This is a genomic window from Kocuria sp. ChxB, from assembly GCF_044359605.1.
GTDB classification, from domain to species: Bacteria; Actinomycetota; Actinomycetes; order Actinomycetales; family Micrococcaceae; genus Kocuria; species Kocuria rhizophila.
On record NZ_CP121123.1, the window covers coordinates 1,574,420 to 1,599,588 of the forward strand.

The 25,169-nt window shown below is 70.3% G+C and carries 21 protein-coding genes; 9 read left to right on the top strand and 12 right to left on the bottom strand.

Annotated elements, in window-relative coordinates; all coding sequences use genetic code 11:
- Positions 1 to 96 precede the first annotated feature (96 nt).
- Together P8S73_RS06960 and P8S73_RS06965 are read left to right on the top strand one after the other, a co-directional pair.
- A complete protein-coding gene (locus tag P8S73_RS06960; RefSeq protein ID WP_135100782.1) occupies positions 97 to 1,092 on the top strand; it encodes an NAD(P)-dependent oxidoreductase in 996 nt (331 codons plus the stop codon).
- Complete coding sequence (locus tag P8S73_RS06965; protein ID WP_135010533.1) at positions 1,089 to 2,027, top strand: pirin family protein; 939 nt, start codon at positions 1,089 to 1,091, stop codon at positions 2,025 to 2,027. Before P8S73_RS06960 ends, P8S73_RS06965 begins: the two co-directional genes overlap by 4 nt.
- Positions 2,028 to 2,211: 184 nt before the next feature.
- Here P8S73_RS06965 and P8S73_RS06970 read toward each other — a convergent pair whose 3' ends face one another.
- The gene (locus P8S73_RS06970; RefSeq protein ID WP_135010534.1) at positions 2,212 to 3,297 is read right to left on the bottom strand and encodes a hypothetical protein; all 1,086 of its coding nucleotides are present in this window, start codon (positions 3,295 to 3,297) and stop codon (positions 2,212 to 2,214) included.
- Positions 3,298 to 3,444: 147 nt separating this feature from the next.
- Between P8S73_RS06970 and P8S73_RS06975 the strand changes: the two genes are divergently transcribed.
- Positions 3,445 to 4,398, top strand: a complete 954-nt coding sequence (locus tag P8S73_RS06975) for a hypothetical protein (RefSeq protein WP_121566239.1) — start codon at positions 3,445 to 3,447, stop codon at positions 4,396 to 4,398.
- Between the two features lie 131 nt (positions 4,399 to 4,529).
- Entirely contained in the window at positions 4,530 to 4,721 is a 192-nt protein-coding gene (locus P8S73_RS06980) for a CsbD family protein (RefSeq protein WP_019309710.1), read from the top strand.
- A gap of 73 nt (positions 4,722 to 4,794) precedes the next feature.
- Here the strand turns inward: P8S73_RS06980 and P8S73_RS06985 are convergent, their stop codons facing one another.
- Positions 4,795 to 6,171, bottom strand: a complete 1,377-nt coding sequence (locus P8S73_RS06985) for an MFS transporter (RefSeq protein ID WP_396350274.1) — start codon at positions 6,169 to 6,171, stop codon at positions 4,795 to 4,797.
- A gap of 121 nt (positions 6,172 to 6,292) precedes the next feature.
- Here P8S73_RS06985 and P8S73_RS06990 point away from each other — a divergent pair, with 121 nt between their 5' ends.
- Together P8S73_RS06990 and P8S73_RS06995 are read left to right on the top strand one after the other, a co-directional pair.
- On the top strand, positions 6,293 to 6,616 hold the full coding sequence (locus tag P8S73_RS06990; RefSeq protein ID WP_102613369.1) for a putative quinol monooxygenase: 324 nt from the start codon (positions 6,293 to 6,295) through the stop codon (positions 6,614 to 6,616).
- A gap of 13 nt (positions 6,617 to 6,629) precedes the next feature.
- A complete protein-coding gene (locus tag P8S73_RS06995) occupies positions 6,630 to 7,637 on the top strand; it encodes an N-acetylglucosamine kinase (protein WP_235005089.1) in 1,008 nt (335 codons plus the stop codon).
- Positions 7,638 to 7,801: 164 nt separating this feature from the next.
- Here P8S73_RS06995 and P8S73_RS07000 read toward each other — a convergent pair whose 3' ends face one another.
- The 5 genes from P8S73_RS07000 to thpR form a co-directional block, all read right to left on the bottom strand.
- A complete protein-coding gene (locus tag P8S73_RS07000) occupies positions 7,802 to 9,004 on the bottom strand; it encodes an acyl-CoA dehydrogenase family protein (RefSeq protein WP_135010535.1) in 1,203 nt (400 codons plus the stop codon).
- A 30-nt stretch (positions 9,005 to 9,034) separates the two neighbouring features.
- Positions 9,035 to 10,204, bottom strand: a complete 1,170-nt coding sequence (locus P8S73_RS07005; protein ID WP_135010536.1) for a CaiB/BaiF CoA-transferase family protein — start codon at positions 10,202 to 10,204, stop codon at positions 9,035 to 9,037.
- Positions 10,205 to 10,340: 136 nt separating this feature from the next.
- A complete protein-coding gene (locus P8S73_RS07010) occupies positions 10,341 to 11,573 on the bottom strand; it encodes a M20 family metallo-hydrolase (protein ID WP_135010537.1) in 1,233 nt (410 codons plus the stop codon).
- A gap of 244 nt (positions 11,574 to 11,817) precedes the next feature.
- Positions 11,818 to 13,152 (bottom strand): MFS transporter, encoded by a 1,335-nt coding sequence (locus P8S73_RS07015; RefSeq protein WP_135010538.1) that lies wholly within the window; start codon positions 13,150 to 13,152, stop codon positions 11,818 to 11,820.
- 34 nt (positions 13,153 to 13,186) lie between these two features.
- Positions 13,187 to 13,783 (bottom strand): RNA 2',3'-cyclic phosphodiesterase, encoded by a 597-nt coding sequence (gene thpR, locus P8S73_RS07020; RefSeq protein ID WP_121566233.1) that lies wholly within the window; start codon positions 13,781 to 13,783, stop codon positions 13,187 to 13,189.
- 179 nt (positions 13,784 to 13,962) lie between these two features.
- On the opposite strand from thpR, the gene P8S73_RS07025 reads away from it, so the two are divergent.
- On the top strand, positions 13,963 to 14,184 hold the full coding sequence (locus tag P8S73_RS07025; protein WP_135010539.1) for a hypothetical protein: 222 nt from the start codon (positions 13,963 to 13,965) through the stop codon (positions 14,182 to 14,184).
- A gap of 19 nt (positions 14,185 to 14,203) precedes the next feature.
- Here the strand turns inward: P8S73_RS07025 and P8S73_RS07030 are convergent, their stop codons facing one another.
- Both P8S73_RS07030 and P8S73_RS07035 read right to left on the bottom strand, forming a co-directional pair.
- Positions 14,204 to 14,710 carry a metallophosphoesterase gene (locus P8S73_RS07030; protein WP_121566231.1) on the bottom strand — a complete coding sequence of 169 codons (507 nt, stop codon included), beginning with the start codon at positions 14,708 to 14,710 and terminating at the stop codon, positions 14,204 to 14,206.
- 103 nt (positions 14,711 to 14,813) lie between these two features.
- Positions 14,814 to 16,190, bottom strand: a complete 1,377-nt coding sequence (locus P8S73_RS07035; protein WP_102613415.1) for an L-serine ammonia-lyase — start codon at positions 16,188 to 16,190, stop codon at positions 14,814 to 14,816.
- Between the two features lie 296 nt (positions 16,191 to 16,486).
- Between P8S73_RS07035 and P8S73_RS07040 the strand changes: the two genes are divergently transcribed.
- The gene (locus P8S73_RS07040) at positions 16,487 to 17,092 is read left to right on the top strand and encodes a GNAT family N-acetyltransferase (RefSeq protein WP_121566230.1); all 606 of its coding nucleotides are present in this window, start codon (positions 16,487 to 16,489) and stop codon (positions 17,090 to 17,092) included.
- A gap of 280 nt (positions 17,093 to 17,372) precedes the next feature.
- On the top strand, positions 17,373 to 18,623 hold the full coding sequence (locus P8S73_RS07045; protein ID WP_121566261.1) for a S8 family peptidase: 1,251 nt from the start codon (positions 17,373 to 17,375) through the stop codon (positions 18,621 to 18,623).
- A 150-nt stretch (positions 18,624 to 18,773) separates the two neighbouring features.
- Here P8S73_RS07045 and P8S73_RS07050 read toward each other — a convergent pair whose 3' ends face one another.
- From P8S73_RS07050 to P8S73_RS07060, 3 genes are all read right to left on the bottom strand, one after another.
- The gene (locus tag P8S73_RS07050) at positions 18,774 to 19,562 is read right to left on the bottom strand and encodes a class F sortase (protein WP_235005099.1); all 789 of its coding nucleotides are present in this window, start codon (positions 19,560 to 19,562) and stop codon (positions 18,774 to 18,776) included.
- A 92-nt stretch (positions 19,563 to 19,654) separates the two neighbouring features.
- A complete protein-coding gene (locus P8S73_RS07055) occupies positions 19,655 to 22,804 on the bottom strand; it encodes a DUF11 domain-containing protein (protein ID WP_135010541.1) in 3,150 nt (1,049 codons plus the stop codon).
- A gap of 184 nt (positions 22,805 to 22,988) precedes the next feature.
- On the bottom strand, positions 22,989 to 25,142 hold the full coding sequence (locus P8S73_RS07060; protein WP_219620212.1) for a glycoside hydrolase family 15 protein: 2,154 nt from the start codon (positions 25,140 to 25,142) through the stop codon (positions 22,989 to 22,991).
- Positions 25,143 to 25,169: the final 27 nt, after the last annotated feature.

The window sequence follows — 25,169 nt, forward strand, 5'->3', positions numbered from 1 at the left end:
GAGAACTATTTTCATCTAGTGCGGCAACACGTCTACCCGTCCACCGCACCACGGGCCACAATGGAACACCCCTGCACCCCGAGCCCAGGAGTCACCGTGACCACCATCCCCCGCACCGTGGGCGTCATCGGCCTGGGCGCCATGGGCACCCCCATGACCGGGCACCTGGTCGCCGCCGGCCACGACGTCGTGGTCCTGCGGCACTCCCTGCACAAGGCGGAGGGCGCTCGCCCCGTGGACGATCCCCGCCACATGGCGAGCCAGGCGGACGTCGTGCTCCTCATGGTCCCGGGTGCCCCGGAGATCGACGCGCTGCTGCCGCACCTCGCGGACGGTGCAGCCGAGCGGGACGGCGAGCGCGGCGGCGTCGTCATCGCGGTCGGCTCCACCGTGTCCCCGGACGACGTCGCCCGCTGGCACGGCGAGCACCCGGACCTCGCGCTCGTGGACGCTCCCGTCTCCGGGGGCGAAGCGGGCGCGGTGCGGGGCGAGCTGTCCATCATGGTGGGCGGCGAGGACCGCGCGGCGGCCCTGGCCCTCGAGGTGCTCGCGGCGTGCGGGCGGCCCGTGCACCTGGGACCGCTCGGCGCGGGGCAGGTGGCCAAGGCGTGCAACCAGCTGATCTGCGCCGCGGAGATCGTGGCCCTCGCGGAGGCGTCCGTGGTGGCCGAGCGCGCGGGGCTGGACCTGGCCGAGCTGCTGGAGCTGATGCAGGGCGGCTACGCCGGTTCCGTGGTCATGGCGGACAAGACCCCCAAGCTCGTGGCCCACGACTACGCGGTCTCCGCGCGGGCGGCCTTCGTCCACAAGGACGTCTCCGCCTACCTCGACGCCGCCCGCGCCACCGGCACCGCCTCCGTCCTGGGCGGGCCCCTGCGCGACGCCGCCCAGCACCTCGTGGACGCCGGCCTGGGCGAGCAGGACTCGGCGGTGTTCCAGAAGTGGGTGGCCGAGCGCGGAACCGGAGAGGATGCCGCCGCCCCGCCCCCGAAGTCGTCCGGGACCGCCCGGACGGTCCCGGAGGACCAATCCGACCAGCCCACCTCCTGGACGCCGGGCGCGGAGCGGGACCGGACCGAGGGCGAACGGTGAGCAACCCCGAGAAGAACCCGCAGCCCACCGTGTGCCGACCGGAACCCGCGCCGGCGCGCGGCGGGCTGCGCAGCGGCGTCGTCGTGGCGGACGGGGAGAACGGGCCCGTGGAGATCCTCGAACCCCGGGACGTGCCCCTGGGTGGTCCGCGTGGGATGACCGTGCGGCGCACCCTGCCACAGAAGGGCCGCTCGCTGATCGGCGCCTGGTGCTTCCTGGACTCCTACGGCCCGGACCACGTGGCGGCCACCGGAGGGATGAGGGTCCCACGCCACCCCCACACGGGCCTGGCCACCGTGTCCTGGCTGTTCGAGGGGCGCATCGACCACGTGGACTCCGCCGGGAACTGGGCCACCGTCCGCCCCGGAGAGGTGGACCTGATGAACGCCGGGCGCGGGATCACCCACTCCGAGTTCTCCACGGCCGACACCAGCGTGCTCCACGGCGTGCAGCTCTGGTACGCGTTCCCGGACGCGGACCGCTTCGGGGAGCCGAGCCTGGACACCCACCGCCCCGAGCCCGTGGCGGGACCGGGGTACCGGGCCTGCGTGTTCATCGGCTCCCTGCTGGGGGTGGAGTCCCCCGTGGCCACGCGCATTCCGCTCACTGGCGCCGAGCTGCGGATCGAACCGCGCACCACCGTGGAGATCGACGTGCCACCCGGGCACGAGCACGGCGTGCTGCGCGTGGACGCTCCGCTCTCCCTGGACGGCGTGGAGATCCCCCGGCACGGCATCGGGTTCGCGGGCACGGACTCGCCGCTGGCGCCGGAGCGCACCGGGGTACCGGTGGGCGGGGCGGAGCTCGACGAGCTGCGGGGCACCGCCTACGACGACGGCCGCCCCTTCCCGCAGTTCGGAACCTTCCCACCCGGCCAGCCCGACCCGTTGCCCGCACCGGAGCTGCCGAACACCGTCCTGCGCGCGCGGGGCTGACCCGGCGGCGTCGCACGCCGCGCCGGCAGCGGCTCAGCGCCCTGGCGCCCCAGCCCCCGAGGCACCCCAAGACCCGCGGAGCGTCGTGCATTTGCTCCGTTAGTGCAGATTTTCGGCCCCCGGCCTGCGTTTGCTCCGCTGATGCACTACCCCGCGGAACCAGTTGCGGGCCCGTGCGCGGCCCTCAGCCGGCGGGCCGGAAGCTCCACTTCTCCTGCGACTCGACCACCACCACCTGCTCACCACCGCCGACCTCCACGTCCACCGTCACCGGGGACGTCCCGTACTCGAACGCGGTGGAGAGCCCAAGGTCGTCGGCGTTGTAGACGGCCACCGAAGGGACGTCGTGCTCCGCGGTCACCTCCAGGGAGTGCGTGCGGGCCGGGCCCTGTGGCAGCCGGAAGACCCCGGGACCCTCCCCGGTCACGGTGGTGCCGCGCTCCATCCGGGGCACGGCGGAGAGCGGGTAGACCTTCACGTCCCACGCCATCCCGGAGTTGCCCTCCGGGTAGAGCACGGCGGTGTGGCGCCTGGTGCTCGAGGCGTTGACCAGCGCCGTCCCCGTCTGCCCCGCGCGCACCGAGCCCAGGGTCTCCGACGGCAGCCCGCCGGGACGCTCCGCGCCGGTGACGAACACGGAGCCGCCGTCCCCGCCGCCGGTGGCGCTCCACACCACCAGCAGCGGCTCGTCCCCGGCCGGGAGGGTCACGGCGTTCTCGGTCCGCTGCTCCAGCGTGAGCTCCTCGAACGTCCCGCTCTTCTGCACCAGGGGCTTCCCGCTCGGGGCCGGCAGTGCCCGGGTGCCCGCGGGGCCGGGGGCGGCCGCGCTCGTTGTCGGCCCCGCGCCCGTGGTGTCCCGCCCCGGTGACGACGCCGCCGGGCCGGGGCTCGTGGGCGCGGTCCCCCGGGTGGGTTCCGCCGCCTGCTCCGACGTGGTGAGTGGTTTGGGCCCCTCGTCCCGGAGACCCCCGAGGGAGGCGACCAGCAGGTAGATCAGCACCGCGAGCACCCCCAGGCCGATCACCACACCCACTGCCACCAGGGCGATGACCACCCCGGGCGACACCCCGTTGCGCGACCGGTCGGCCGCACCCGGGGACGTGGCGTCACCCTGAGGGCCCGCGGGAGCCTGCGGATCGAGGCCGGTCGCCCCGGTGCCGCGGCCGCCCGGTCGGGGGTCGCGGGCGGTGGGGTCGTACGGCGTGACAGAGGGCTCCGAGTCGGCGGAGCTGGATGGGTCGTGCGGCGGGGGGCCGGGGTGGTTGCTCATGGACACCTCGTGCGTTAACAGTGGTGGCGTCATCCTCCCACGGCCCACCTCCGGGAGGACATAGGGTGAAGTCACCCCGCATCCGCAGTGTGCTGATGGATGCACAGTCTTCCGGCTGCCCCCCACATCGATAGAGGTTCTTGCGTCATGCGCTCCCGCCGCTTTACCGTTCTCGCCGTCCTCTGCGCCTCGTTCCTGCTCGTGGGCTGCAGCTCAGGGGGTGAAGCACAGAGCGGAGACGGTTCCGGGGAGCCGGCGGCGTCGCAGACCGAGCAGCCCAGCGCCACCCCGACCCCCGAGGAACCGGCGGAGCTGATCGGCGGGGGCACCACCATGTTCCCGGACCGGCGTTTCGTGGCGCTGTACGGGCACCCGGGCACCCCCGGGCTCGGCGCGCTGGGTGAGCAGGGACCCGAGGCGTCCGTGACCCGGGTCAAGGAGCTCGCCAAGAGCTATGAGCCCTACAGCGAGGAGAAGGTCATCCCCGCGTTCGAGATCATCGCCACCACGGCGTCTTCGGAACCGGGCCCGGACGGCAACTACTCCACCGAGTCCACCGTGGAGCAGCTCATGCCGTACGTGGAGGCCGCGGAGAAGAACGACGTCTACGTGGTCCTGGACCTGCAGCCGGGCCAGGCGGACTTCCTCACGCAGGCCAAGCAGTACGAGGAGCTGCTCAAGCGTCCCAACGTGGGCCTCGCGCTGGACGCGGAGTGGCGCCTGGCCCCGGGACAGCTGCCCTTGCAGCAGATCGGCTCCGTGGACGCCGCGGAGATCAACAAGACCTCGCAGTGGCTGGCCACGCTCACCCGGGACAACCAGCTGCCCCAGAAGTCGCTGATCCTCCACCAGTTCTCCATGTCCATGATCGAGAACCGCCAGGCGATCAACACCCAGCACCCCGAGCTGGCGTTCGTGCTGCACGCGGACGGGCACGGCACCCCGGACCTCAAGACGGGCACGTGGAACGCCCTGCAGGAGGGGCTGCCGAAGGGCATCCGCATGGCGTGGAAGAACTTCTACGACGAGGACACACCCATGTACACGCCCCAGCAGACGTACGCGCTGGATCCGAAGCCGTGGTTCGTCTCCTACCAGTGACCGCGTGAGCACCAGGTCGGGGGCGGACCCCGGCGTTCGCCCGGGGAAGAAAACCGCCGTCCATGTCTTCCCATCGAATCGGCGCGGGACTACATTGTGAGCACCTGTTCGCTCCACGGAAGGAAACGCTTATGGGACTCGGTGACAAGATCAGCAATGCTGCGGAGAAGGCTTCTGGTTCCGCCAAGGAGAAGCTGGGCGACGCCACGGACAACCGCGATCTGCAGGCCGAAGGCGCTGCGGACAAGGCATCCGGTGGCGCCAAGCAGTCCGTGGAGAACGTCAAGGACGCCGGCAAGAACCTCAAGGACGGGCTGAGCTGAGCTCCGCACCCGCAACCTTTCAACCGGAAGGCCCTCGCGATGATCGCGGGGGCCTTTCGCATGCCCGGCCCGCTCAGCGCACCCCGTAGCGCCGGCGGACGATCAGCACGCTCACCAGGGACAGCGCCGCCACCGCGGCGTAGTAGATGCTCGGGGAGGTCAGGGAACCGGTCGCGGAGATCAGCCACGCGAGCACCAGCGGGGCGAAGCCGCCGAACACGGTGACCCCCACGTTGTAGGCGATGGACATGCCCGTGGTGCGGATGGCGGTGGGGAACATCTCGCTCAGCAGCGCGGGCATGGGCCCGAAGTACAGCGCCATGATCAGCCCCAGCACCACCTGCACCGCGGTCAGGGTGGCCACCGTGGGGACGGCCACGAGCCACAGGAACAGCGGGTAGACGGCCAGCTCCCCCACCAGAGCGGCCACCAGCATGACCTTGCCGCAGCCCACCCGGTCCGCGAGACGCCCCACGAACGGTGATCCCACCAGGGTCACGAGACCGGCCACGATCCCTCCCACGTACGCCGCCCACGAGGGCAGGTCCAGGTTCTGGATGGAGAACGTGGGCATGAACAGGATCGTGTACACGGACATCGAGGCCAGCCCCACCACACCGGACGCGGTGAGCCACCGGCCCGCGGAGTGCACGATGGTCTGGGCGAGGGGCCCGCGGCGCCCGTGCGGCGTCGTCGTCCCCGGGGCCGCGCTCCCGTGATCCGCGCCGGAGGACGACGCCGCCCGCGCCCGCGCTTGCTGCAGCGCCTCGAAGTCCGGGGTCTCGTCCATGCGCAGGCGGATGTACAGGCCCACGGGGCCGATGAGCAGGCCGAACAGGTAGGGCATGCGCCAGCCCCACGAGTACAGGGCCTCCTCGCTGATCAGGGTGTGCAGGCCGAAGCCGAACGCGGAGGCCAGGAACATGGACACACCCTGGGTGGCCACCTGCCACGAGCCGTAGAAGGCGCGCTTGTCCGGGGCGTTCTCGATGAGGAACGCGGTGGCCGTGCCGAACTCGCCGCCCGCGGAGAAGCCCTGGATGAGCCGTGCCACGAGGATCAGCAGCGCGGCAGCGGGACCGATCATGGCCGCGGTGGGGGCCACGAGCATGATGAGCGTGCCCAGCATCATGAGCCCGATGGTGAGCGTGAGCGCCGGGCGGCGACCGTGACGGTCCGCGTAGGAGCCCAGTACGAGCGCGCCGATCGGGCGGATGAGGTAGGAGATCGCGAACGTGCCCAGGGTCAGGAGGGTGCCCGTGACCCTGCCCACGGACTCGGACTCGAAGAACAGCTGGGAGATGACCACCGCGAGGGACGAGTAGACGATGATGTCGAACCACTCGAGGGCGTTGCCGATGGAGGAGGCCACCACTGCGCGGCGTGCCGTGGCGCGCTGCTCGTGGGAGACCTCGTGGGGGACGGGGGTGCTGGCGGCCGTGGTGCTCATACTTGCACCGTAAACCATTTCGCCCAGGCGGCCCCGGACTCGTGACGCCGCGTGACACACGGCCCGGTCCTATGCTGGAAGGCGGAAACCCGTTCAGACGCGGCAACAGGGAGGACCCCTCATGATCTTCATCGTGGTCAAGTTCGAGGCCAAGGACGAGTACGTGGAGCGCTGGCCCGAGCTGGTCGCCGAGTTCACGGAGGCCACCCGCCAGGAGCCCGGCAACAAGTGGTTCGAGTGGTCCCGCAGCCTGGAGAACCCGAACGAGTTCGTGCTCGTGGAGGCCTTCGAGGAGGACGCCGCAGAGGCCCACGTGAACTCGGAGCACTTCCGGAAGATGACCGAGCAGTTCCCGCAGTACCTGGTCAAGACCCCGCGCATCATCTCCCGCCAGATCGAGGGCGACGGCTGGGAGGAGATGGGCGAGGTGCAGGTCTCGAACTGACCCGGCCGCCGCGGTGAGTGCAGAGCCCCCGGGAGGGGACCCCGGCAGCGGCCTCGCGGGCGTCGGTGGAACCGGATTTACCGGTCCCGGCGGAGCCGAGCACGCGAGCCCCGACGGCGCGGGCAGCACGGGCGAGTTCCTCGTGGGCCTGGACATCGGCGGCTCGCACACGCGCGGGGTCCTGTTCCACCGGCGGACACCCGTGCGCGAGGCGCGCTCCGGGTCCGCGAACGTGCAGAACGTCCCCGCGGAGCAGGCACGCGCGTGCCTGGCGTCAGTCCTGTTCGAGCTGGGAGCCCCGCCCACCACACCGGTGGTCGCGGGCTCCGGCGGCGTGGACACCGCGCACGACGCCGCTCGGCTGGCCGGTCTCATCCGTTCCGCCGGCTGCCTGGACCCGTCCGCGAGCGTGACGGCCGTGCACGACACCCGCCTGATCCTCGCCGCCGGTGGTCACACGTCCGGGATCGCGCTCATCGCGGGAACCGGCTCGGTGGCCTGGGGCGTGGATGACTCCGGCCGCGAGGTGCGCTCCGGTGGCTGGGGGTACCTGCTCGGCGACGAGGGCAGCGGCTACTGGATCGGCCGGGAGGCCGTGCGCCACGTGCTGCGGCGGTCCCAGCAGCCCGTTGCCGGGGATGACGGGGAAGCGCTCACCCGGGTGGTGCTGGAGCACGCCGGGGTGGCCGAACCCACCGACCTGATCGGCGCGTTCCACGACCACCCGGACCGGACCCACTGGGCAGGGCTCGCGCGACCCGTGTGCGAGCTGGCCGCCTCGGGGGACGCCGCGGCCTCCGAGCTGGTCGCGGCCGCCGCGGGTCACCTCTCGGACCTCGTGCTCACGGTGGCGGGCGCCATGGCCGAGCCGCTGCCCGTCGTCGTGGGCGGTGGGCTCACCGGGTCCGCGGTGGGCCTGCACGTGGCGGAGCGGCTGCGGGAGCAGGGCCTGGCCGTGACCCTCCTGGACCGCGAACCGGTCCTGGGGGCGCCGCTGCTGGCCCGCTGCGCCCCGGGCTGACCGCGCAGGCCGAGACCCGTGGCTCCGCCCTGACCCACCACGACCGCGACGCATGACGAGGCCCCGGGAACGGGCCGCCCGGCGTCGTCGTTCCACAAAAAGATGCGTACGCATGAAAAACCGGGTGCCTCCCGTGGGAGGCACCCGGTTCGGCACGCGCGGACTCAGCGGAACGCGCCCACCCCCGTGAGCTGCTGGCCCAGGATCAGGGAGTGCACCTCGTCCGTGCCCTCGTAGGTGCGCACGGACTCCAGGTTGTTGGCGTGGCGCAGCGGCGAGTAGTCCAGGGTGACGCCGTTGCCACCCAGGATGGTGCGGGCCTCGCGCGCGATCTTGATGGCCTCGCGGCAGTTGTTGAGCTTGCCCACCGAGATCTGGTGGTTCTGCAGCTTGCCCGCGTCCTTGAGGCGACCGAGCTGCAGTGCCAGCAGGAAGCCCTTGTCGATCTCCAGCGCCATGTTCACGAGCTTCTGCTGCGTCATCTGGTACCCGGACAGGGGGCGGTCGAACTGCATGCGCTCCTGGGAGTACGCCAGGGCCGCCTCGAAGGAGTCGCGCGCGGCACCCATCGCGCCCCAGATGATGCCGTAGCGGGCCTCGTTCAGGCAGGAGAACGGACCGCGCAGCCCCTTGGCCTCGGGCAGCATGGCGGAGGCCGGCAGGCGGACGTCCGTGAGCTCGATGTCGCACTGGATGGACGCTCGCATGGACAGCTTGGCCGTGATGGGCGTGGCTTTGAAGCCCGGGGTGCTGGTGGGGATCACAAAACCCCGGACACCGTCATCGGTCTGCGCCCAGATCACGGCCACCTTGGCCACGCTGGCCAGCCCGATCCAGCGCTTGGCGCCGTTGATGACCCAATCCTCCCCGTCCTTGCGGGCGAAGGTCTGCATGGACGAGGGGTCGGAGCCCGCAGTGGGCTCGGTGAGGCCGAAGCAGCCGATGGCCTCACCCGCGGCCATCTGCGGCAGCCACTCCTGCTTCTGCTCCTCGGAGCCCCATTTGTAGATGGCGCTCATGGCCAGCGAGCCCTGCACGGACACGAACGTGCGCAGACCGGAGTCACCGGCCTCCAGCTCCGCACCGGCCAGGCCGTACTCCACGGCGGAACGCCCGGCGCAGCCGTAGCCCTTCAGGTGCATGCCCAGCAGTCCCAGCTTGGCCATCTCCGGGACGATCTCCAGCGGGAAGACGGCGTTGTCGTACCACTCGGCGATGTTCGGCTTGATGGCCGAGTCCACGAACTCGCGCACGCTGTTGCGCAGCGTGATCTCTTCTTCGGACAGCAGGGAGTCGAAGCTCACCAGGTCCATGACGTCTACAGCATTCAGTTCACTCATGGGTCCACTGTATGACTGCGGACACATCGCGAGTAGCCGGGCACTGAGCCTGATTTCTCACATCTGCCGGTCCCGGGGCTCCCGCAGCCACTGCACCATGGTCTCGGTGTCCTCCCCCAGCTGCGGCGGAGCCTGCGTGGGAGAGGCCAGGGGCGGGGTCCACTGCGCGGGGTGGCGGAACTGGCGGCCCACCGTCTTCCCGGAACGGTCCTGCACGTCCACGGTGGGTTCCAGCCCCAGTTCCTCGGCCAGTGCCACGCCCTCGTCGATCCCGGCCACCTTGCCCGCCGGGACGCCCGCTTCGGTCAGCGCCTCCTGCCACTCGGACGCCGTCCTCGCGGCGAGCGCCTCCTCCAGCACGGCAGTGAGTTCCTTCCGGTGGGCCACCCGTTCGCCGTTGGTCGCGTAGCGCTCGTCCTCGGCCATCTCGGGGATCCCCAGGACCTCCGTGAAGCGGCGGAACTGGCCGTCGTTGCCCACCGTGACCGTGAGCGGCGCGTCCGCGCACTGCAGCATCTGGTACGGCACGATCGACGGGTGGTCGTTGCCCATCCGCTGCGGCACCTTCCCCGCCCCCAGGTACGCCTGGCCCTGGTTGACCAGCGCGCCCTGCAGGCTGGACAGCAGGCTGACGTCGATGTGCGCGCCGCGGCCCGTGCGGCGTCGTTGTTCCAGTGCGGCGAGGGTGCCGATCGTGGCGTCCTTCGCAGTGAGCACGTCCACGAGCGCGACGCCCGCCTTGGTGGGCTCGCCGTCCGCGGGACCGGTGATGCTCATGAGCCCGCCCACGGCCTGGACCAGGAAGTCGTATCCGGGCATGTGCGCGCCGCCCGCGGTGCCGAATCCGGAGACGGACACGTAGACCACGCCGGGGTTCTCCGCGCAGATCTCCTCGTAGCCCAGGCCCAGCTTGGCCATGCCCCCGGGCTTGAAGTTCTCCACCACCACGTCCGCGCGCAGGGCGAGCTCACGCGCGAGCTCGCGGCCCTCGTCCTCCCGCAGGTCCAGGCAGACGGACTCCTTGTTGCGGTTCACGGACTCGTAGTACGTGGGCCCGGTCTCGGAGAACGGCGGGCCCCACTGGCGAGTGTCGTCCCCGGTTCCGGGGCGCTCCACCTTGATCACGCGGGCACCCAGATCCGCGAGCGTCATGGTGCACAGCGGCCCCGCGAGCACGCGGGAGAAGTCGGCGACGAGCACGCCGTCCAGGGGCAGGGAATCGGTCACGGGGTCCTCCTCGGGTCGGGGTTTCTCCCCACTCTATGACCGGGGCCACACTGGTCGGGCACCCGCCCGGAATTACGGGGACGACGACGCCGCTCGCGCCCGCTCCGTCTTATCCCGCCCCGTCCTGCGTATCGGCTCAGCCCAGCTCCCCCTGCGCCACCCGCCGCAGGGTGGCGGTGAGCATCTCCAGCCCCGCGAGCATGTCCTCATCCGACGTGAACTCGTACTCGTTGTGCGTGATGCCCTTGTGGGAGGGCACGAACAGCATCACGGTGGGCAGCACGTCCTTCACGTTCGTGGAGTCGTGCCCGGCGAGCGTCATGATCCGGGTGTGCGGCAGGTCCAACTCCGTCACGACCTCCTGGGCAAGGTCCAGGCCCTCCGGGGCGTACTCCAGCACGTCCCACGCGTGGCGGTTCACAGTCTGGATCTCCACGTTCGCGGCGCGGGCCGCCTCCGCCACCTCCCGGGCGAAGTGCTCGTCCGCGGCGCTCAGGCGTGCGGCGTCCGGGCTGCGCAGGTCGATCACCAGGCGCGCCTCACGGGCAACGGCCACCGGGGAGTTGGGCTCGATCAGCAGTTCCCCGCAGGACGTGATGACATCGTGCTCCAGCGCCACCTTCCGCGCCGAGGAGATCAGCAGCGACGCCCCGAGCAGCGCGTCCCTGCGGTCCTCGATGAGCGTGGACCCGGTGTGCGCCTGCTCCCCCAGCACCAGCAGCTCGTACTTGCGCACGCCCCACGTGGCCTCCACCAGCCCAATGGTGAAGCCGTCCTCCTCCATGGACTTGCCCTGCTGGATGTGCAGCTCCACGTACGCGGTGGCCTCCGGGATGCTGCCCTCGCCGCGCTGCCCGAGGGCGTCCAGCGCCTCGCGCACGCTCACACCGGCGGTGTCCCGGACCTCGAGCGCCTCCTCCAGGTCCCGCTTGCCGGTGTACACGGAGCTGCCCATCATGGACGGCTTGAAGCGGCAGCCCTCCTCGTTGAACCAGTTCACCACGCACAGGTTCCGGCTCAGCTCCACCTCCCCCGCCGACGCCGCCCGGAACAGTTCCGCGCACGCGTGCGCCCCGGCGAGCACGCCGTACGCGCCGTCGAACCGGCCGGCCCGCGGCTGCGAGTCCAGGTGCGAGCCCACCAGCACGTAGGGCGCGCCGGGCGTGTGCTCGAACAGGCCGAACTGGTTGCCGATCGCGTCGTAGTGCACCGTGGCACCCCGCGCGGTGAGCCAGCCCGCGAACCACTGCCGGTTCAGCCCGTCCGCCTCCGTGGCGGCCTGGCGCTCCACACCGCCGGAGTCCAGCCCGCCGTTGCGGGACATCTGTGCGAATGCGTCCAGGAAGTCGGAGCCGTGCTGCTGGGTCATGAGGGAGCCTCCCGTGGCGCGTCGGAGCGGAGCGGGACCCCGCCGGTGATCGTGAGGCCATGCTACGTGCCGGGTGTGACGCGCATCTCGTGCGGAGCGCGTCCCCGATCAGCCGACGCGGCGGGGACGGGCAGCGGGGCGACCCTCCCTGGGATCGGCCGACGGAGCGGACACGCCAACCTGCGCGCCGCTCCGGCCCTCTCGTCTCCCGTGCCCGGAGCGATCGCCGGACGACGACGCCGCCCTACCCCTCCCGCGGGCGCCGCACCGCTTTCTCCACGCCGCTGGCGACGAGCAGCGCGCACGTGAGCCAGATGGCACCACCCGGACCGAACGGGGCGGCCACCGCACCGGCGGCCACAGGTAGGACCACCTGCCCCAGCCGGTTGCCCATGAGCCGCACCGCGAGCGCCGAGCCGCGCCACGTCCCTGGAACGGCGGTGGAGATCAGGGTCATGGTCAGGGGCTGACCCAGTCCCAGGAAGAAACCACCCACGGCCAGGAACAGGGCGGCCCACCAGAAGCTGTCCAGTAACAGCGGGGGAACGATCAGCGCCAGCCCGGAGGCCAGCAGGCTCGCAATCAGCAGCGCGCGGCGCGAGAACCTCCCGGACAGCAGCGGCAGCAGCAGGCGGGACGCGATCGACGCCAGCCCGCGAGCGCCCAGGAGCACACCCACCACGGAGGGGGCCACCCCGGCCTCCTCACCCACCAGGGGCAGGAACGCGGTGAGGATGTCGATCATGGCCAGCAGGGACAGGGACGCCACCATGTTGGACATGACCCCCGGGGTCCGGAGGATGCGCAGCACGTCGGGGCGCTCGTCCGCCCGGGGCTCGTGCTTCGCGGCGCTCGGGGCGTCGTCCCCTGCGGTGCCGGACGTCGTCGCAGAGGTGTCCGGGGCCGAGGTGCCGTGGGGTGCGGGGGCCGCTGCGGCGTCGTCGTCGGAGGGCGCCCCTGCACCGGGACGGCGCGAGGCGGGGCCCAGGCGGAAGGCCAGCAGCGGCGCGGCGAGCACCGTGACGAGCACGCCGATCCACAGGCTCTCGTTCACGGCGGCGAGGCGCTCGGGGGAGGTGACGTCCGAGCCGTGGCCCACGATCCACCCGCCGAGCGCGGGGCCGATCATCTGGCCCGCGGAGAACGCGGCGGTGAACCAGCCGAAGCCCTTGTCCAGGTCCCGGTCCGCGGCGTAGCGGGCTATCGCGGTCTGCCCGCCGATCGTGAAGCACAGGTGCCCCATGCCCAGCACCGCGCTGGCGGCGAACACGAACCACACGGAGTTAGCGAGCGCGAGCCCCACCCCGGCCAGCGCCAGGAACCCCACGCCCGCGAGGATCAGCAGGCGCAGCTGCGGGATCCGGTCGGACATCCGCCCCAGCCACAGGGCGGTGACCAGGGGCAGGAGGGCGTAGGCGGCGGTGGTGAGGCCGACGACCACGGGGTCCGCGCCGAGCCCCAGCAGCTTGTACGAGGTAATGGGACGGAACAGGTTCAGCCCGGACTGGGTGAGCACCGCTGCGGCCACGAGGACCCACAGCCACGTGCTGGACCGGGGTGCGCGGATAATCTGGGCCATGCGCTCCAGAGTAGGCACTCCGGGCCCGGCAGGATCAGACGCCGGACAGCGGATGACGTTCCACGGTGGTGTGCAGCGCCCCTCCTGACCGCCCCTCCCCCAGTTCCGAGGCCACCAGACGGATCTCGTTCACGGTCCACTCCGGGCCCTCGTAGACGGACAGGGCGTGCACCACGTGGGCCAGTTCCGGGCCGCTGTGCGCGCGGACGCGGGAGCCGCGGCGTCGTTCTTTCGCCTGGCGTGCGCGCTCCGTGCGTGAGGTGCGGGCCACGGTGAGGTGCGCGCGCTGGCGGGCGCGCTCGTCGGGGTCCAGGGAGCACGCGTGCATCAGCTCCGTGAGCTCGGCGGTCTGTCCGGCCACGCCCACCCACAGAGTGGTCCCGGAGAAGGAGCCCGCCCCGTGCAGGCTGACGCGCAGCGGCGGGAACGAGCGGGCAACCTCCCGCAGGTGCTCCGAGAGGTCCGGCACGGCTCCCTCCGGCTGGTCCCCGTAGAACGCGAGGGTCAGGTGCCACTGCTCGGGATCGCCCCAGCGCAGGGCGGTACCCGTCAGGGCGCGCATCTCTGCCAGCGCGTTCACCAGGTGCTCACGGGCGGCGCGGGGAGGGTGGGCGGCGGCGAAGAGCCTCATGGGAACCACTGTAGGCCGGGCACCGGCGGCCCGGGCAGTGCGGAAGGAGCCCTGTCCAGGCCGCGCGGTGCTGGCTAGTGTGAACCCACTGCGCGTGCCCGCCCGAGACACTCGGCCCGACCCGGGCCGGAGCCCGCCGGAGACAGGCGGAGCACCGACCAGCTACGAAGGAGACCGACATGTCATCCGCGATGAAGTTCTCACTCTCCCTGACCCTGGTGGGGCTCGTCGGGTTCCTGGCGAGCTACGGATGGCTGATGCTCGACGCCCAGAACCCGGAGGGCGGGGCGAACATCGGTGCCGGCATGGCCTGTTTCCTCACGGCGGGGCTCACCGTGGCCGGCCTGCTGTGCGTCCTGGCCACGTACCTGTCCCGCTTCATCGTGGGCGAGGGTGAGTGACGCCCGATCATGCGCCGTGTCACCGCCGCGGCAGCTCCACCAGCTCCACCGCCGTGAGCGCGCCCGCGTCCGCCGTGACCCGCATGTAGCTGCAGTACGGCTGACGGCGCCGGTCCGTGGGGGATCCGGGGTTCAGCAGGCGCATCCCGGAGGGCGCCTCGGTGTCCCACGGGATGTGGCTATGGCCGAACACGAGCACGTCCGTGTCCGGGAACGCCGCGTCCATGCGCTTCTCCCGGCCCTGCTTGGCCCCGGTCTCGTGGGTCATGGCCCAGCGCAGGCCCTCGAGTTCCCACAGGGCGGTCTCCGGCATCTCGGCGCGCAGCTCGGGGCCGTCGTTGTTGCCCCACACGCAGATCAGCCGGCGGGAGCGTTCGCGCAGCGCCTCGAACGTGGCCAGGTCCACCCAGTCACCGGCGTGCACGACGACGTCCGCGGCCTCCACCTCCTCCCACACCTGGGCCGGCAGGTCCTTGGCGCGCTTGGGCAGGTGGGTGTCCGCGAGCAGCAGCAGTGAAGTGGCCATGCCGCCATTGTCCCGGACGCACCGCCACCCGCACCCCGAACATGACGGATCCCCGCCGGAATGCTCCGGCGGGGATCCTCGGGTCAGCGGTGGTGCGGCGCGCTCAGCACTCAATGACGTTCACGGCCAGGCCGCCGCGGGAGGTCTCCTTGTACTTGATCTTCATATCCGCGCCGGTCTCCCGCATGGTCTTGACCACCTGGTCCAGGGAGACCTTGTGGATGCCGTCCCCCTGCATGGACAGCCGCGCGGAGTTGATGGCCTTGACGCTGGCGATCGCGTTGCGCTCGATGCACGGGATCTGCACCAGCCCGCCCACGGGGTCGCACGTGAGCCCCAGGTTGTGCTCGATGCCCATCTCCGCGGCGCACTCCACCTGGCGGGCGCTGCCGCCCAGCACGGCGCACAGTCCGGCCGCCGCCATGGAGCACGCGGAGCCCACCTCACCCTGGCAGCCCACCTCGGCACCGGAGATCGAGGCGTTCTCCTTGATCACGATGCCGATGGCCGCCGCGGTGAGCAGGAAGTCCACGATCTTGTCGTCGCACGCGTCCTCCATGAACCGCGTGTAGAAGTGCAGCACCGCGGGGATGATCCCGGCCGCACCGTTCGTGGGGGCGGTGACGATGCGCCCGCCGGACGCGTTCTCCTCGTTCACCGCGAGCGCGTACAGGTTCACCCAGTCCATGCCGTACAGGGGGTCGTTGCCGGGCTCCTTGGCCAGCAGCCGCTTGCGCATCTCCGGCGCACGACGCCGCACCTTCAGTCCCCCGGGCAGGGTCTTCTCCTCGCGGGTGCAGCCGTTCTCCACGCACTCCTGCATCACGGACCAGATGTGCAGCAGCTGCTCGCGGGTCTCCTCCGCGGGGCGCCACGAGAGCTCGTTGGCGGCCATCACCTGGGCGATGGACAGGTTTTCGGCCTCGCAGATGGCCAGCAGCTCGTCACCGGTGCTGAACGGATACTTGACGGGGGTGGTGTCCTCCACGATCTTGTCCGCGCTGCTCTTGGAGTCGTCCACCACGAACCCGCCGCCCACGGAGTAGTAGATGCTCTCGCGGATGACCTCGCCGGCGGCGTCGTACGCCGTGAAGCTCATGCCGTTGGGGTGGGTGGGCAGGGACTTGCGGCGGTGCATGATGACGTCCTGCGCGCGGTCGAACGCGATGGCGTGCGTGCCGTCCAGGCGCAGCTCGCCCTGCTCGCCCGCGAGCGCCACCTTCTCGTCCGCGAGGTCGGTGTCCACGGTCTCCGGGTCCTCACCCATGAGGCCCAGGATCACGGCCTTGTCCGAGCCGTGGCCCCAGCCGGTGGCCCCCAGGGAGCCGAAGAGCTGGGAGTGGACGCGCGTCACGAAATCCAGCAGGGCGTCGTCGGCCAGGCCCGCCACGAAGAGCCGGGCGGCCCGCATGGGTCCCACGGTGTGGGAGGACGAGGGTCCGATTCCCACCGAGAACAAATCCAGAACACTGAGTGCCACGTCCACATCTCCCCACTGTCGGACTCCGCCGAGGGCGCGGATGGGCCACTGGGAGTCGTGTGATCGTGCGCCCCGGGAGGGTCCGCACGGAACGGATCCACGGTACGTGGGTCCCCTGGGGCGGGCAACCTCCCCGGGGGTGGACCGGGGCAGACGCCCATCACTCGCGAACGGTGCTGCTGGCCCCTTGTCGGAACCTCGGAGAGCATGCGAGCCGGGTGGCCGGACATGGTGTGGGGCACGTCACCCGGGTCGTAGAGTGGCCGTGGATCAGTACCAATGGAGGAGCCACCACCATGTTCGGAGAGTTCGACGCCCACGCCATCGGCTCCACTGTGCTGCAGGGAGAGAAGGTGCGCTTCCGGGAACTGCAGGACCGCGACCTCCCGGACCTCGTGCGGTGGTGGCGCAATCCGGAAATGGCGCTGTTCCAGAACCTCACCGTGACACCGCAGCCGGAGAACGCGGTGGTGGAGATGTACCGGGGCTGGTCCACCAACACCAAGCCCGGCAACGTGGGATTCAGCGTGGTGGACCGGGAGACGGACGTGCTCGTCGGCCACGTGACGCTGTACGGGGCGTCGTTGCCCACACGAGCCGCCACGCTGGCCGTGCTCATCGGCGCGGACCACGTGGACCGGGGGTACGGGACGGATGCCGTGCGCCTGCTCACGGACTTCGGGTTCATGGAATTGGGCCTGCACCGGATCGAGCTGCGGGTCTTTGACTACAACGAGCGGGCACGAGCCGTCTACCGCAAGCTCGGATACACCGAGGAGGGAACCCGTCGGGCGGTCGCGTTCCACCACGGCGAGTTCCACGACGAAGTGATCATGGCCGTCCTGGCGGGTCAGTGGTTCACCTGCCCTACCGGAGCACACGGACCGTCCGCCTGCGGATGACGCCCGGAGAGCACCGGGTCTGAATTTGTTCTCCCGGTGCTGGGTGGCCGATCGGCCAGGGAAAGAGTGGCCAATCGACCATTGCTCCGATGATAACGATCGCATTACGGTGTAGGAGCACCCGTTGACCCGCCTCTGACCTGCGGTGATGGTTGAATCCGCGTCGGCAGGTGCCCAGGTGGTGGCTGCCGGGCCGGCGTTCGTGGACGCGGGAACCGGCGTCTCCTTGTCATTCGTGAAATCCTCGGATTTCCCCGTGATCAGAATGAAGGTTCCCCTCATGAGCAAGAAGAACGCCTTTTTCGCAACAGCAGCCGCGGCGGCCGTCGTCCTGGGCACGGTGTCCCCCTCCGTGGCCGCCCCGGCGCAGGCCCCGGCGCCGTCGAAGAACACCGTGAACCAGCAGGCCAAGGTCCTGGACGTCTCCGGCGGCGACTACGTGGTCATGCTGGAACTGCCCGCCTCGGCGTCCAGCGCCCCCAGGAGCGCGGCCGCCAAGTCCGCCGTGGCCAGCACCACCCAGAAGCAGGCGGACAAGTGGCAGGCCAAGGGTGTGAAGGTCAAGCACCAGTTCAAGAGCATCGGCGGCTTCACCGCTGACCTGACCCCCGCCCAGGTGAAGGCCCTGGACGCAGACCCGGGTGTCGCGGTGGTGGAGAAGAACAAGACCGTCAAGGCCACCGCCACGCAGAACCGAGCCACGTGGGGTCTGGACCGGGCCGACCAGCAGGACCTGCCGCTTAACGGCTCCTACACCTACAACGCCACGGGTGCGGGTGTCACCGCCTACATCATCGACACCGGCGTGCGCGCCACCCACTCGCAGTTCGGTGGGCGCGTGGCCCCCGGCGTCACCGCGATCGAGGACGACTGGGGCAGCAACGACTGCGCCGGCCACGGAACGCACGTGGCGGGCACGGTGGCCGGCTCCACCTACGGTGTAGCCAAGTCCGCGAACATCATGCCCGTGCGTGTCCTGGGCTGCGACGGGACGGGCTCCACCGCGGGCATCGTGGCCGGCATGGACTGGGTCTCCTCCAATGCCAACGGGCCGTCCGTGGCCAACATGAGCCTGGGCGGCGGGATTTCCTCCGCCATGGACAGCGCGATCAGCCGGATGACCCGCGCCGGTGTGATTCCCCTGGTGGCCGCGGGCAACGACTACGACAACGCCTGCAACTACTCCCCGGCCCGCGCGTCCGCCGCCATCACGGTGGGCTCCACGGACCGCTGGGACCAGCTCTCCGAGTTCTCGAACTGGGGCTCGTGCGTGGACATCCTTGCCCCGGGCACGGACATCACCTCGTCCTGGCCCTCGAGCGACAACGCCACCAACACGATCTCCGGCACGTCCATGGCCACCCCGCACGTGGCGGGCGCGGCAGCCCTGTACCTGCAGCAGCACCCCAACGCCTCGGTGACCGAGGTGGAGCGCGCTTTGAAGAACTCGGCCACCCGCAACACCATCGACTACGTCAACGGTTCCCCCAACCTGATGCTGAACACCACGGCACTCACCGGGGCTCGCTGACCCTCACTGCCAGTTGTCGTTGAGCACACGAAAGCGGCCCACCCCCTGGGTGGGCCGCTCACTCGTCTTTACGGGCGCCCACGGGTTGGCCGACGGCGCCCGCCCGGCACTCGAGTGCACGTCGCCGGGACCACCCCGGCCGGTGCCTGGTCACAGGGGTTCGGCGGTGACAGCCCAGTTGTCGGTGAAGGTGATGGACCCGTCCGCGTTCTGCCGGCCCTTGCAGGTGATCAGCACCAGCCGACGCGGCCCCGAGGTGTCGGTCAGCGCCACCCTGTCGGCGAGTTCCGACTGCGGGATCTCCGTCCTGTCCGTGACACGCCACGAGGTCAGCTTCCCGGACCGGTCCGTGAGGTAGACCTCCATCCCCGCAGAAGTGTTGTACAGGTTGGACATGGGCGCCCAGGAGCCGTCGGACCAGTTCACGTGCCCGGCTACCACAGTGGTGCCTGCGGCCGCGGTGATTTTCGCGCTCTCACGCAGCCACCCGGCCTGGAAGGAGACCGGCAGGTCCATCGACCGCCCGCCGGAACCGTCCGTCACGATCCCCCGGTCCACCACGGGAATCACCAGGTTGGCCTGCGGGACCATCAACTGACCGGGGCCCATGCTCCGCCAGTCGTGCCCGTCCGGTCCCAGCCCACCGCCCGGAGAGATCGAAGAGGTGTCCACCCCGGCCATGCCGTTCACGGGCCGGCCCAGCGCGTCAGCGCGGTAGTCGGGACCGAGAGTCCCGGAGACCTGCACATCACCCGGTGGCACGCGCGGGCCGGTCGGCGTCGCACTCAGCTGCGACGGACCCATCTGGTTGTTCCCGGCCCACGGCCACCGCAGGGCACCCGAACCGGTCCCGAGCAGCGCCATCACCACGGCCGAGACCACGAGTACGGCAGCCGCGCCCACCAGCAGACGGAACACCGCTGTTCGGGTTCGTGACATCTCAGCCACCACGCGCTCCTTCCAACCCACGGGGTGGGGCCGTGACCCGGGGCACCCCCGGGGTCACAGCCCCATCCTCTCGCCAGGGCGGCTCAGCGACCGCGACTACGACGACGCAGCATTGCCGCGCTCACACCGGCCGCCCCACCCAGGACCACCAGAGCAGCAACCACCCACCAGGTGCGCGAGTCCGAGACCACACGGTCGAAGCCGGTCTTCACATCCACCCCACCGGCACCACTCGAGGGGGTGGACCCTGGACCACCCGGCCCCGCAGCTCCATCAACAGGCCCAGCACCCGGGGTCCCGGGCACCACCGGGGAATCCGGTGCGGGATCTGTGGGTGACGGGTCCCCCGGCGCCGGAGAAGTCGGCTCCGAGGACGGCTTGCCCGTAGGAGACGGCTCCGGGCTGGGCTCATCCGTCACCGAGGGTGAGGGCACCGGCTCACTCGGCTCCACAGTCGGTTCCGGAGACGTGGGCTCCGGCGACGGTTCCTCCGTGGGAGAGGGCCCAGGCGTCGTCGGCTCCGGGGACGGCTCCTCCGTGGGAGACGGCCCAGGCGTCGTCGGCTCCGGGGACGGCTCCTCCGTGGGAGACGGCCCAGGCGTCGTCGGCTCCGGGGACGGCTCCTCCGTCACCGACGGGGACGGCACCGGCACCACTGCCCGCAACGACACCGCGGTGCGGGCCGTGGCACCGGCCTGCACCGCCGACAGATTCACCGGGTTCTCCGAGAAGTCCCCGTCCCACTCGAACCCCGCCGGCGCCTCGGGGCGCTGGAACGTCACCACGCAATCATCGTTGCGCCACACGGTCTCATCCAAGGACACCCGCCCGGTGGTGCTGCCCGCAGCCACCCGCACCTCGGCATCAGTGGTTCCGGAGGACTTGCACACCATCTGAGCGGGGAACACCAGATCCTGGTCCAAAGACGCACCCGCCGGGAGGTTCACCGTGACCTCACCGAAAGTGGGCACCAGGGTGTTGGCCACCCCGAAGTTCACCACCGAGGTGTTGGACCCCGGAACGGTGTCCCCGGACGCCGCAACCGTGGTGGTGATCGGATACGACCTGCCCTCCACCACACCGGCCGAACCATTGACCCGGATCCGCACACTGTCCCCGGTCCCGAGAACCGGGATCACACCGGTGACCGCACGGGTGGCGGGGTCGAAAAAGAACTCCGGGCAGGTCACGTTCTGGGTCGAGGTCTTGGTGACCACCTCACAGGTGATGGTGTCCCCCGCGGCAGGATCGAAGACGTACCCATTAGCAGGAAGCACGATGGAGAACTTCGTATCCCGGGCCACACCGCCCTCATTCGACACCGTAGCTGTGACGGGGAATGCACTGCCTGCCTGCGGAGTCAGTGTGGGTACCGCGGTTTCCGCCGCAACATCGTTGCAGCCAACACGCTGCTCTGTGTCGTCCGCCCAGTATCCCGACCCCGCTCTGAGCGTGTAGCTGGTGGTGTAGCTGCCGGGCTCACCTGACGGGCACACACCGTCCAGCTGGACCGGGGCGGAGGCGATGAGGACGAGACTTTCCCCTGGTCCCAGAGCAAAGGTGTAACCCCCGCCCAGAGCACTTTGGAACGTCGAGCAGTCCCCCGAGCTCTCCCCAGGAACGCACGTCACGTCCCTGGGGAGAAAGTAGGAGAAGCCCTGGGGCCTGGAACCCGGCGACACGCCCAGGACAGCCTCTGTCACAGCTGTATTCGAGTTGTTCGTGATGACCACCCTGTCCACGGTGTCCTGCCCTGAATAGACCACCTCCGGGGACGTTCTATCCGCAGTGATATCCAGAACTCCCTCACCGCAGTCCGGGAGGTCGGCAATGACGTAGTCAACCAGGGTGCTCTCTCCGGTCAGGGGTTGCTCACCCACTCGGATGTTGTTTGCATTGACCGAGTTGACGCCCGTACCGCCAGCTCCGCAGGTGGCGCCCAGTCGCATCGGGATCGAGAGCACCAGCCGTGTCCCAGCCGGCAGCTGCACGTCTTCAACGGCAAAACCATCCGCCGTGACGGCCGTTCCGGTGACGCCAGGCGGGCACGGTGCCGACGATTCCGCAGCGCAGGAGACGCCACCGGTGGCGGTGAACCCAACGTAACCCGAGTGGATGAGGGTGTCGACGAGTGAGCCCACGGACGCGGGGGTGTCATTGGGATTCTCAACTGCGATGGTGAAGGTCCGTTCCTCACCGGAAGGGGCGCTCGGCTGGTCCACCGTCTTGGAGAGGATCAGCGGACGGGGGCAGAGCGAGCCACCCCCGGTCACGAAGAACTCGGCACTCGAGTAGCTGTTCCCCTGCACCTCGTACGGCGCACCGGTTGAGGTGGCCTGCTGACGGGGGTAGAACTGCGAGGTCACAGTGCCCGCCCTGGATGATCGGTTCAGATCGCACGACCGCTCGACGGTGAGTGTGGTGGAGAAGACGATCTTCTGCCCGGGAGCCAGGTCTACTTTTGCACCGTCGAAGGGCATGCGGGCACGGTTGTCCCCCGTTATCGAAACCTTTCCCAGGCTGTCAGCAGGGCAGGGAATCTCGGAGGATGTCGCACATTCGGTGGTTCCCTCGAAGGAGTAGCTCGCGCCGTCGGCCGGCCCCGATGTGCCTTCGAACAGGCCGCGGAGATCGAAGTTCTCGACAGCCACGGGCCCCACGTTCTCGAACGTGGTGGTCACCGTGACCGTTCCCCCGCTGGCCACGGTGGTGGGAGAGACCGTGGTGGTGGTGTTGACCTGCGCCTGGGCCAGCGCGGTGTTCTGCGTGGAGGTGTTGGAGGAGGGATCCAACTCCGTCACACCGGTGGGAGCGGTGATCGTGGCAGTGGCCGTGGCGGAGGACCCTGCCCCGAACGTTCCCCTGACCGTGATCACGGCGCCACCGTTGCCGGGGAACTTCGTCAGGGTTCCTAATGCCCTGCCATTGGCCACGGTGAAGGTTCCACACACTGCTCCCGCCGTGGGGGACCCGCAGGTGACCGTCACACCGGTTGCACCAGCGGGGGCGGTGAAGTCCACCCGGGACCCATCAGCAGCCGAGGGCCCCAGGTTGGAGACCGCGATGGTGTAGGTGAAATCCACATTCGGGGAGGACTGTGCCGGTCCGGTCAGGTTGACCTGCAGATCGGCCTGCTCCGCGGCCTGTGCGGCCGGAGCGATCCCGAGAACAGATGCTATGGCCAGCAGCAGCACAAGGAAGAGGTGGGAGGTGGTGCTGAGGGTTCTACCCATGATGGATCCGCCCCGATCGCCCCTGCAGGGGTGTGGTGCCGACGTAGACATGTGCAGAGTAACCTGCTAGGCATTCGTCATTCTGACGGGAGGTGTATAAGCACTTACATGACACTGTCCACTCTTAGGGGGACACGTGCCCCGAAGTTCACGCCCGGGCTCAGCAAGGCTCGCCACAGCAACCTCACCCCGCCGCGCGGTGCGCCTCCTCCAGCGCGTCCGCGGCGCGGATGAGTCCCAGGTGGCTGAAAGCCTGGGGGAAGTTGCCCGCGAGACGCCCCCGTGCGACGTCGTACTCCTCCGAGAGCAGACCGAGGTCCGAGGCGAAGCCCACCGTGGTGCGCATGAGCTGCGCGGCGTCCTGGACCCGTCCGGAGCGGGCGTACTGCTCCACGAGCCAGAAGGTGCAGATCACGAACGGTGCCTCCTCGCCGGAGAGCCCGTCCGCAGACTGCCCGCCCGGGGAGGTGCGGTACCGGCGCAGCTGCCCGTGCTCCACCTGCAGATCGCGCTCGATCCGCTCCACGGTGCGCAGCATCGCCGGGTGGTCCGGGGCGATGAAGCCCGTCTGGGGCAGCTGCAGCAGGGAGGCGTCCACCTCGGTGCCGCCGTAGGTCTGGGTGAAGATGCCCAGCTCCTGGTTGTAGCCCTTCTCCCAGATCTCGGTGTGCAGCCTGTCCCGCAGCCGGGTCCAGCGCTCCACGTCCCCCGCGAGGCCGTGCTCACGCACCGCCCGCAGGCCCTCGTTGAACGCGGTCCACATCATCACGCGCCCGTGGGTGAAGAACTGCGGCTCCCCGCGCATCTCCCAGATCCCGTTGTCCGGGGTGTCCATGTGGAGCTCGCAGAAGGACATGAGGTTGCACTGCAGGCCCCACGAGTAGTCGTTCTCCTTCTGACCCGCGTCCCGCAGAGTGGCCAGGGCCATCATGACCTCACCGGCCACGTCCGCCTGGTACTGGTCCTCCGCGCCGTTGCCGATCCGCACCGGACGCGAGCCCTCGTAGCCGCTGAGGTGCTCCAGCTGGGACTCGGTGATGTTGCGGCGCCCGTCCACGCCGTAGAGGATTTTCAGCTGGTCCGGGTTCCCGGCGACCGCGCGCAGCAGCCAGTCCCGCCACAGCAGTGCGCCGTACTCGTGGCCGCGCTTCACGAGCGCACCGATGGTCAGCGCGGCGTCCCGCAGCCACGTGTAGCGGTAGTCCCAGTTGCGCTCGCCCCCGAAGTCCTCCGGCAGACCGGCCGTGGGCGCCGCCACGATTCCCCCGGTCTCGGAGTGGGTCAGGGCGCGCAGCACCAGCAGGGAGCGCTTGATGATCTCGTGGTACTCGCCGTCGCAGTCCACCGCGGAGGCCCAGTCCGTCCAGAACGTGTGCGTGGCCCGCTGCGCCCGCTCGGGGTCAGCGGGCACCAGCAGCTCGCGGTAGGACTCGCTCCACGTGAGCACCCAGTCCAGCTGCTCACCGGCCTGCATGCGGAACGTGCCGCGGTGGCCCCGGCGCAGGCCCTCCAGCACGCGGATGTCCGCGCCCGGGCCGTGGGCGGCGTCGTGCTCCACCGCCACGTCCTTGCCGTCCCGGCCAAGCTGGTAGGGCTCCAGCTGCGGGCCCGTGAGCAGCAGCGCGTCCGGGCCGGCGACGGCGAGCAGCCCCTTCCCGTCCGTCTCCCCGGACCGCGCCTCGTGCGCGGCGCGACGCACACGCTCCCGGAAGTGGCGGTACCAGTGCGTGGCGCGGGACTCCCCCGCCGCGCCCTCGGCGGGCATGTTCCCCGCTGCGGCTCCGGTCTCTCGGGTACCGGTCTCCGGGTCCTGCGCGGACGACGCCGCTCCCCGCGTCCCGTCCGCCGCGTGCGGGGCGTGGGTGGTGCCCACCGGGTGCGGCTCGGAGGGCGAGTCCTGCATGTGCGCGCAGTCGTCCCCGTTGGAGTGGCTGCCCAGGTCCACGCGGCGCACCCACGGGGTGATGCGCCCGTAGTCGAAGCGGATCCGCAGGTCGTGCTCCACCTCCACGGTGCCCTCCAGGCATTTCACACGGCGCACGAGGTCTGCGTGGTCGTCACTGGGCGGCAGGAAGTCCGTGACGAGCACCCGGCCCGTGGGGGTCCGCCACTCGGTCTCCAGGATGAACGTCTCCGGGACGTACCGGCGGGAGACCACCTCCCCATCCACCGCACTGAGCTTCCAGCGCCCGTTGTCCTCGTCCCCCAGCAGCGCGCAGAACACAGCGGGAGAGTCGAAGCGCGGGAAGCACAGCCAGTCGATGCTGCCCTCCCGCGAGACCAGGGGGCCGGTGTGCAGATCGGCCAGCAGGGCGTAGTCCTCCAAGGGGGTGCTCATGGGGGTCATTGAAGCACCGGTGCCTGG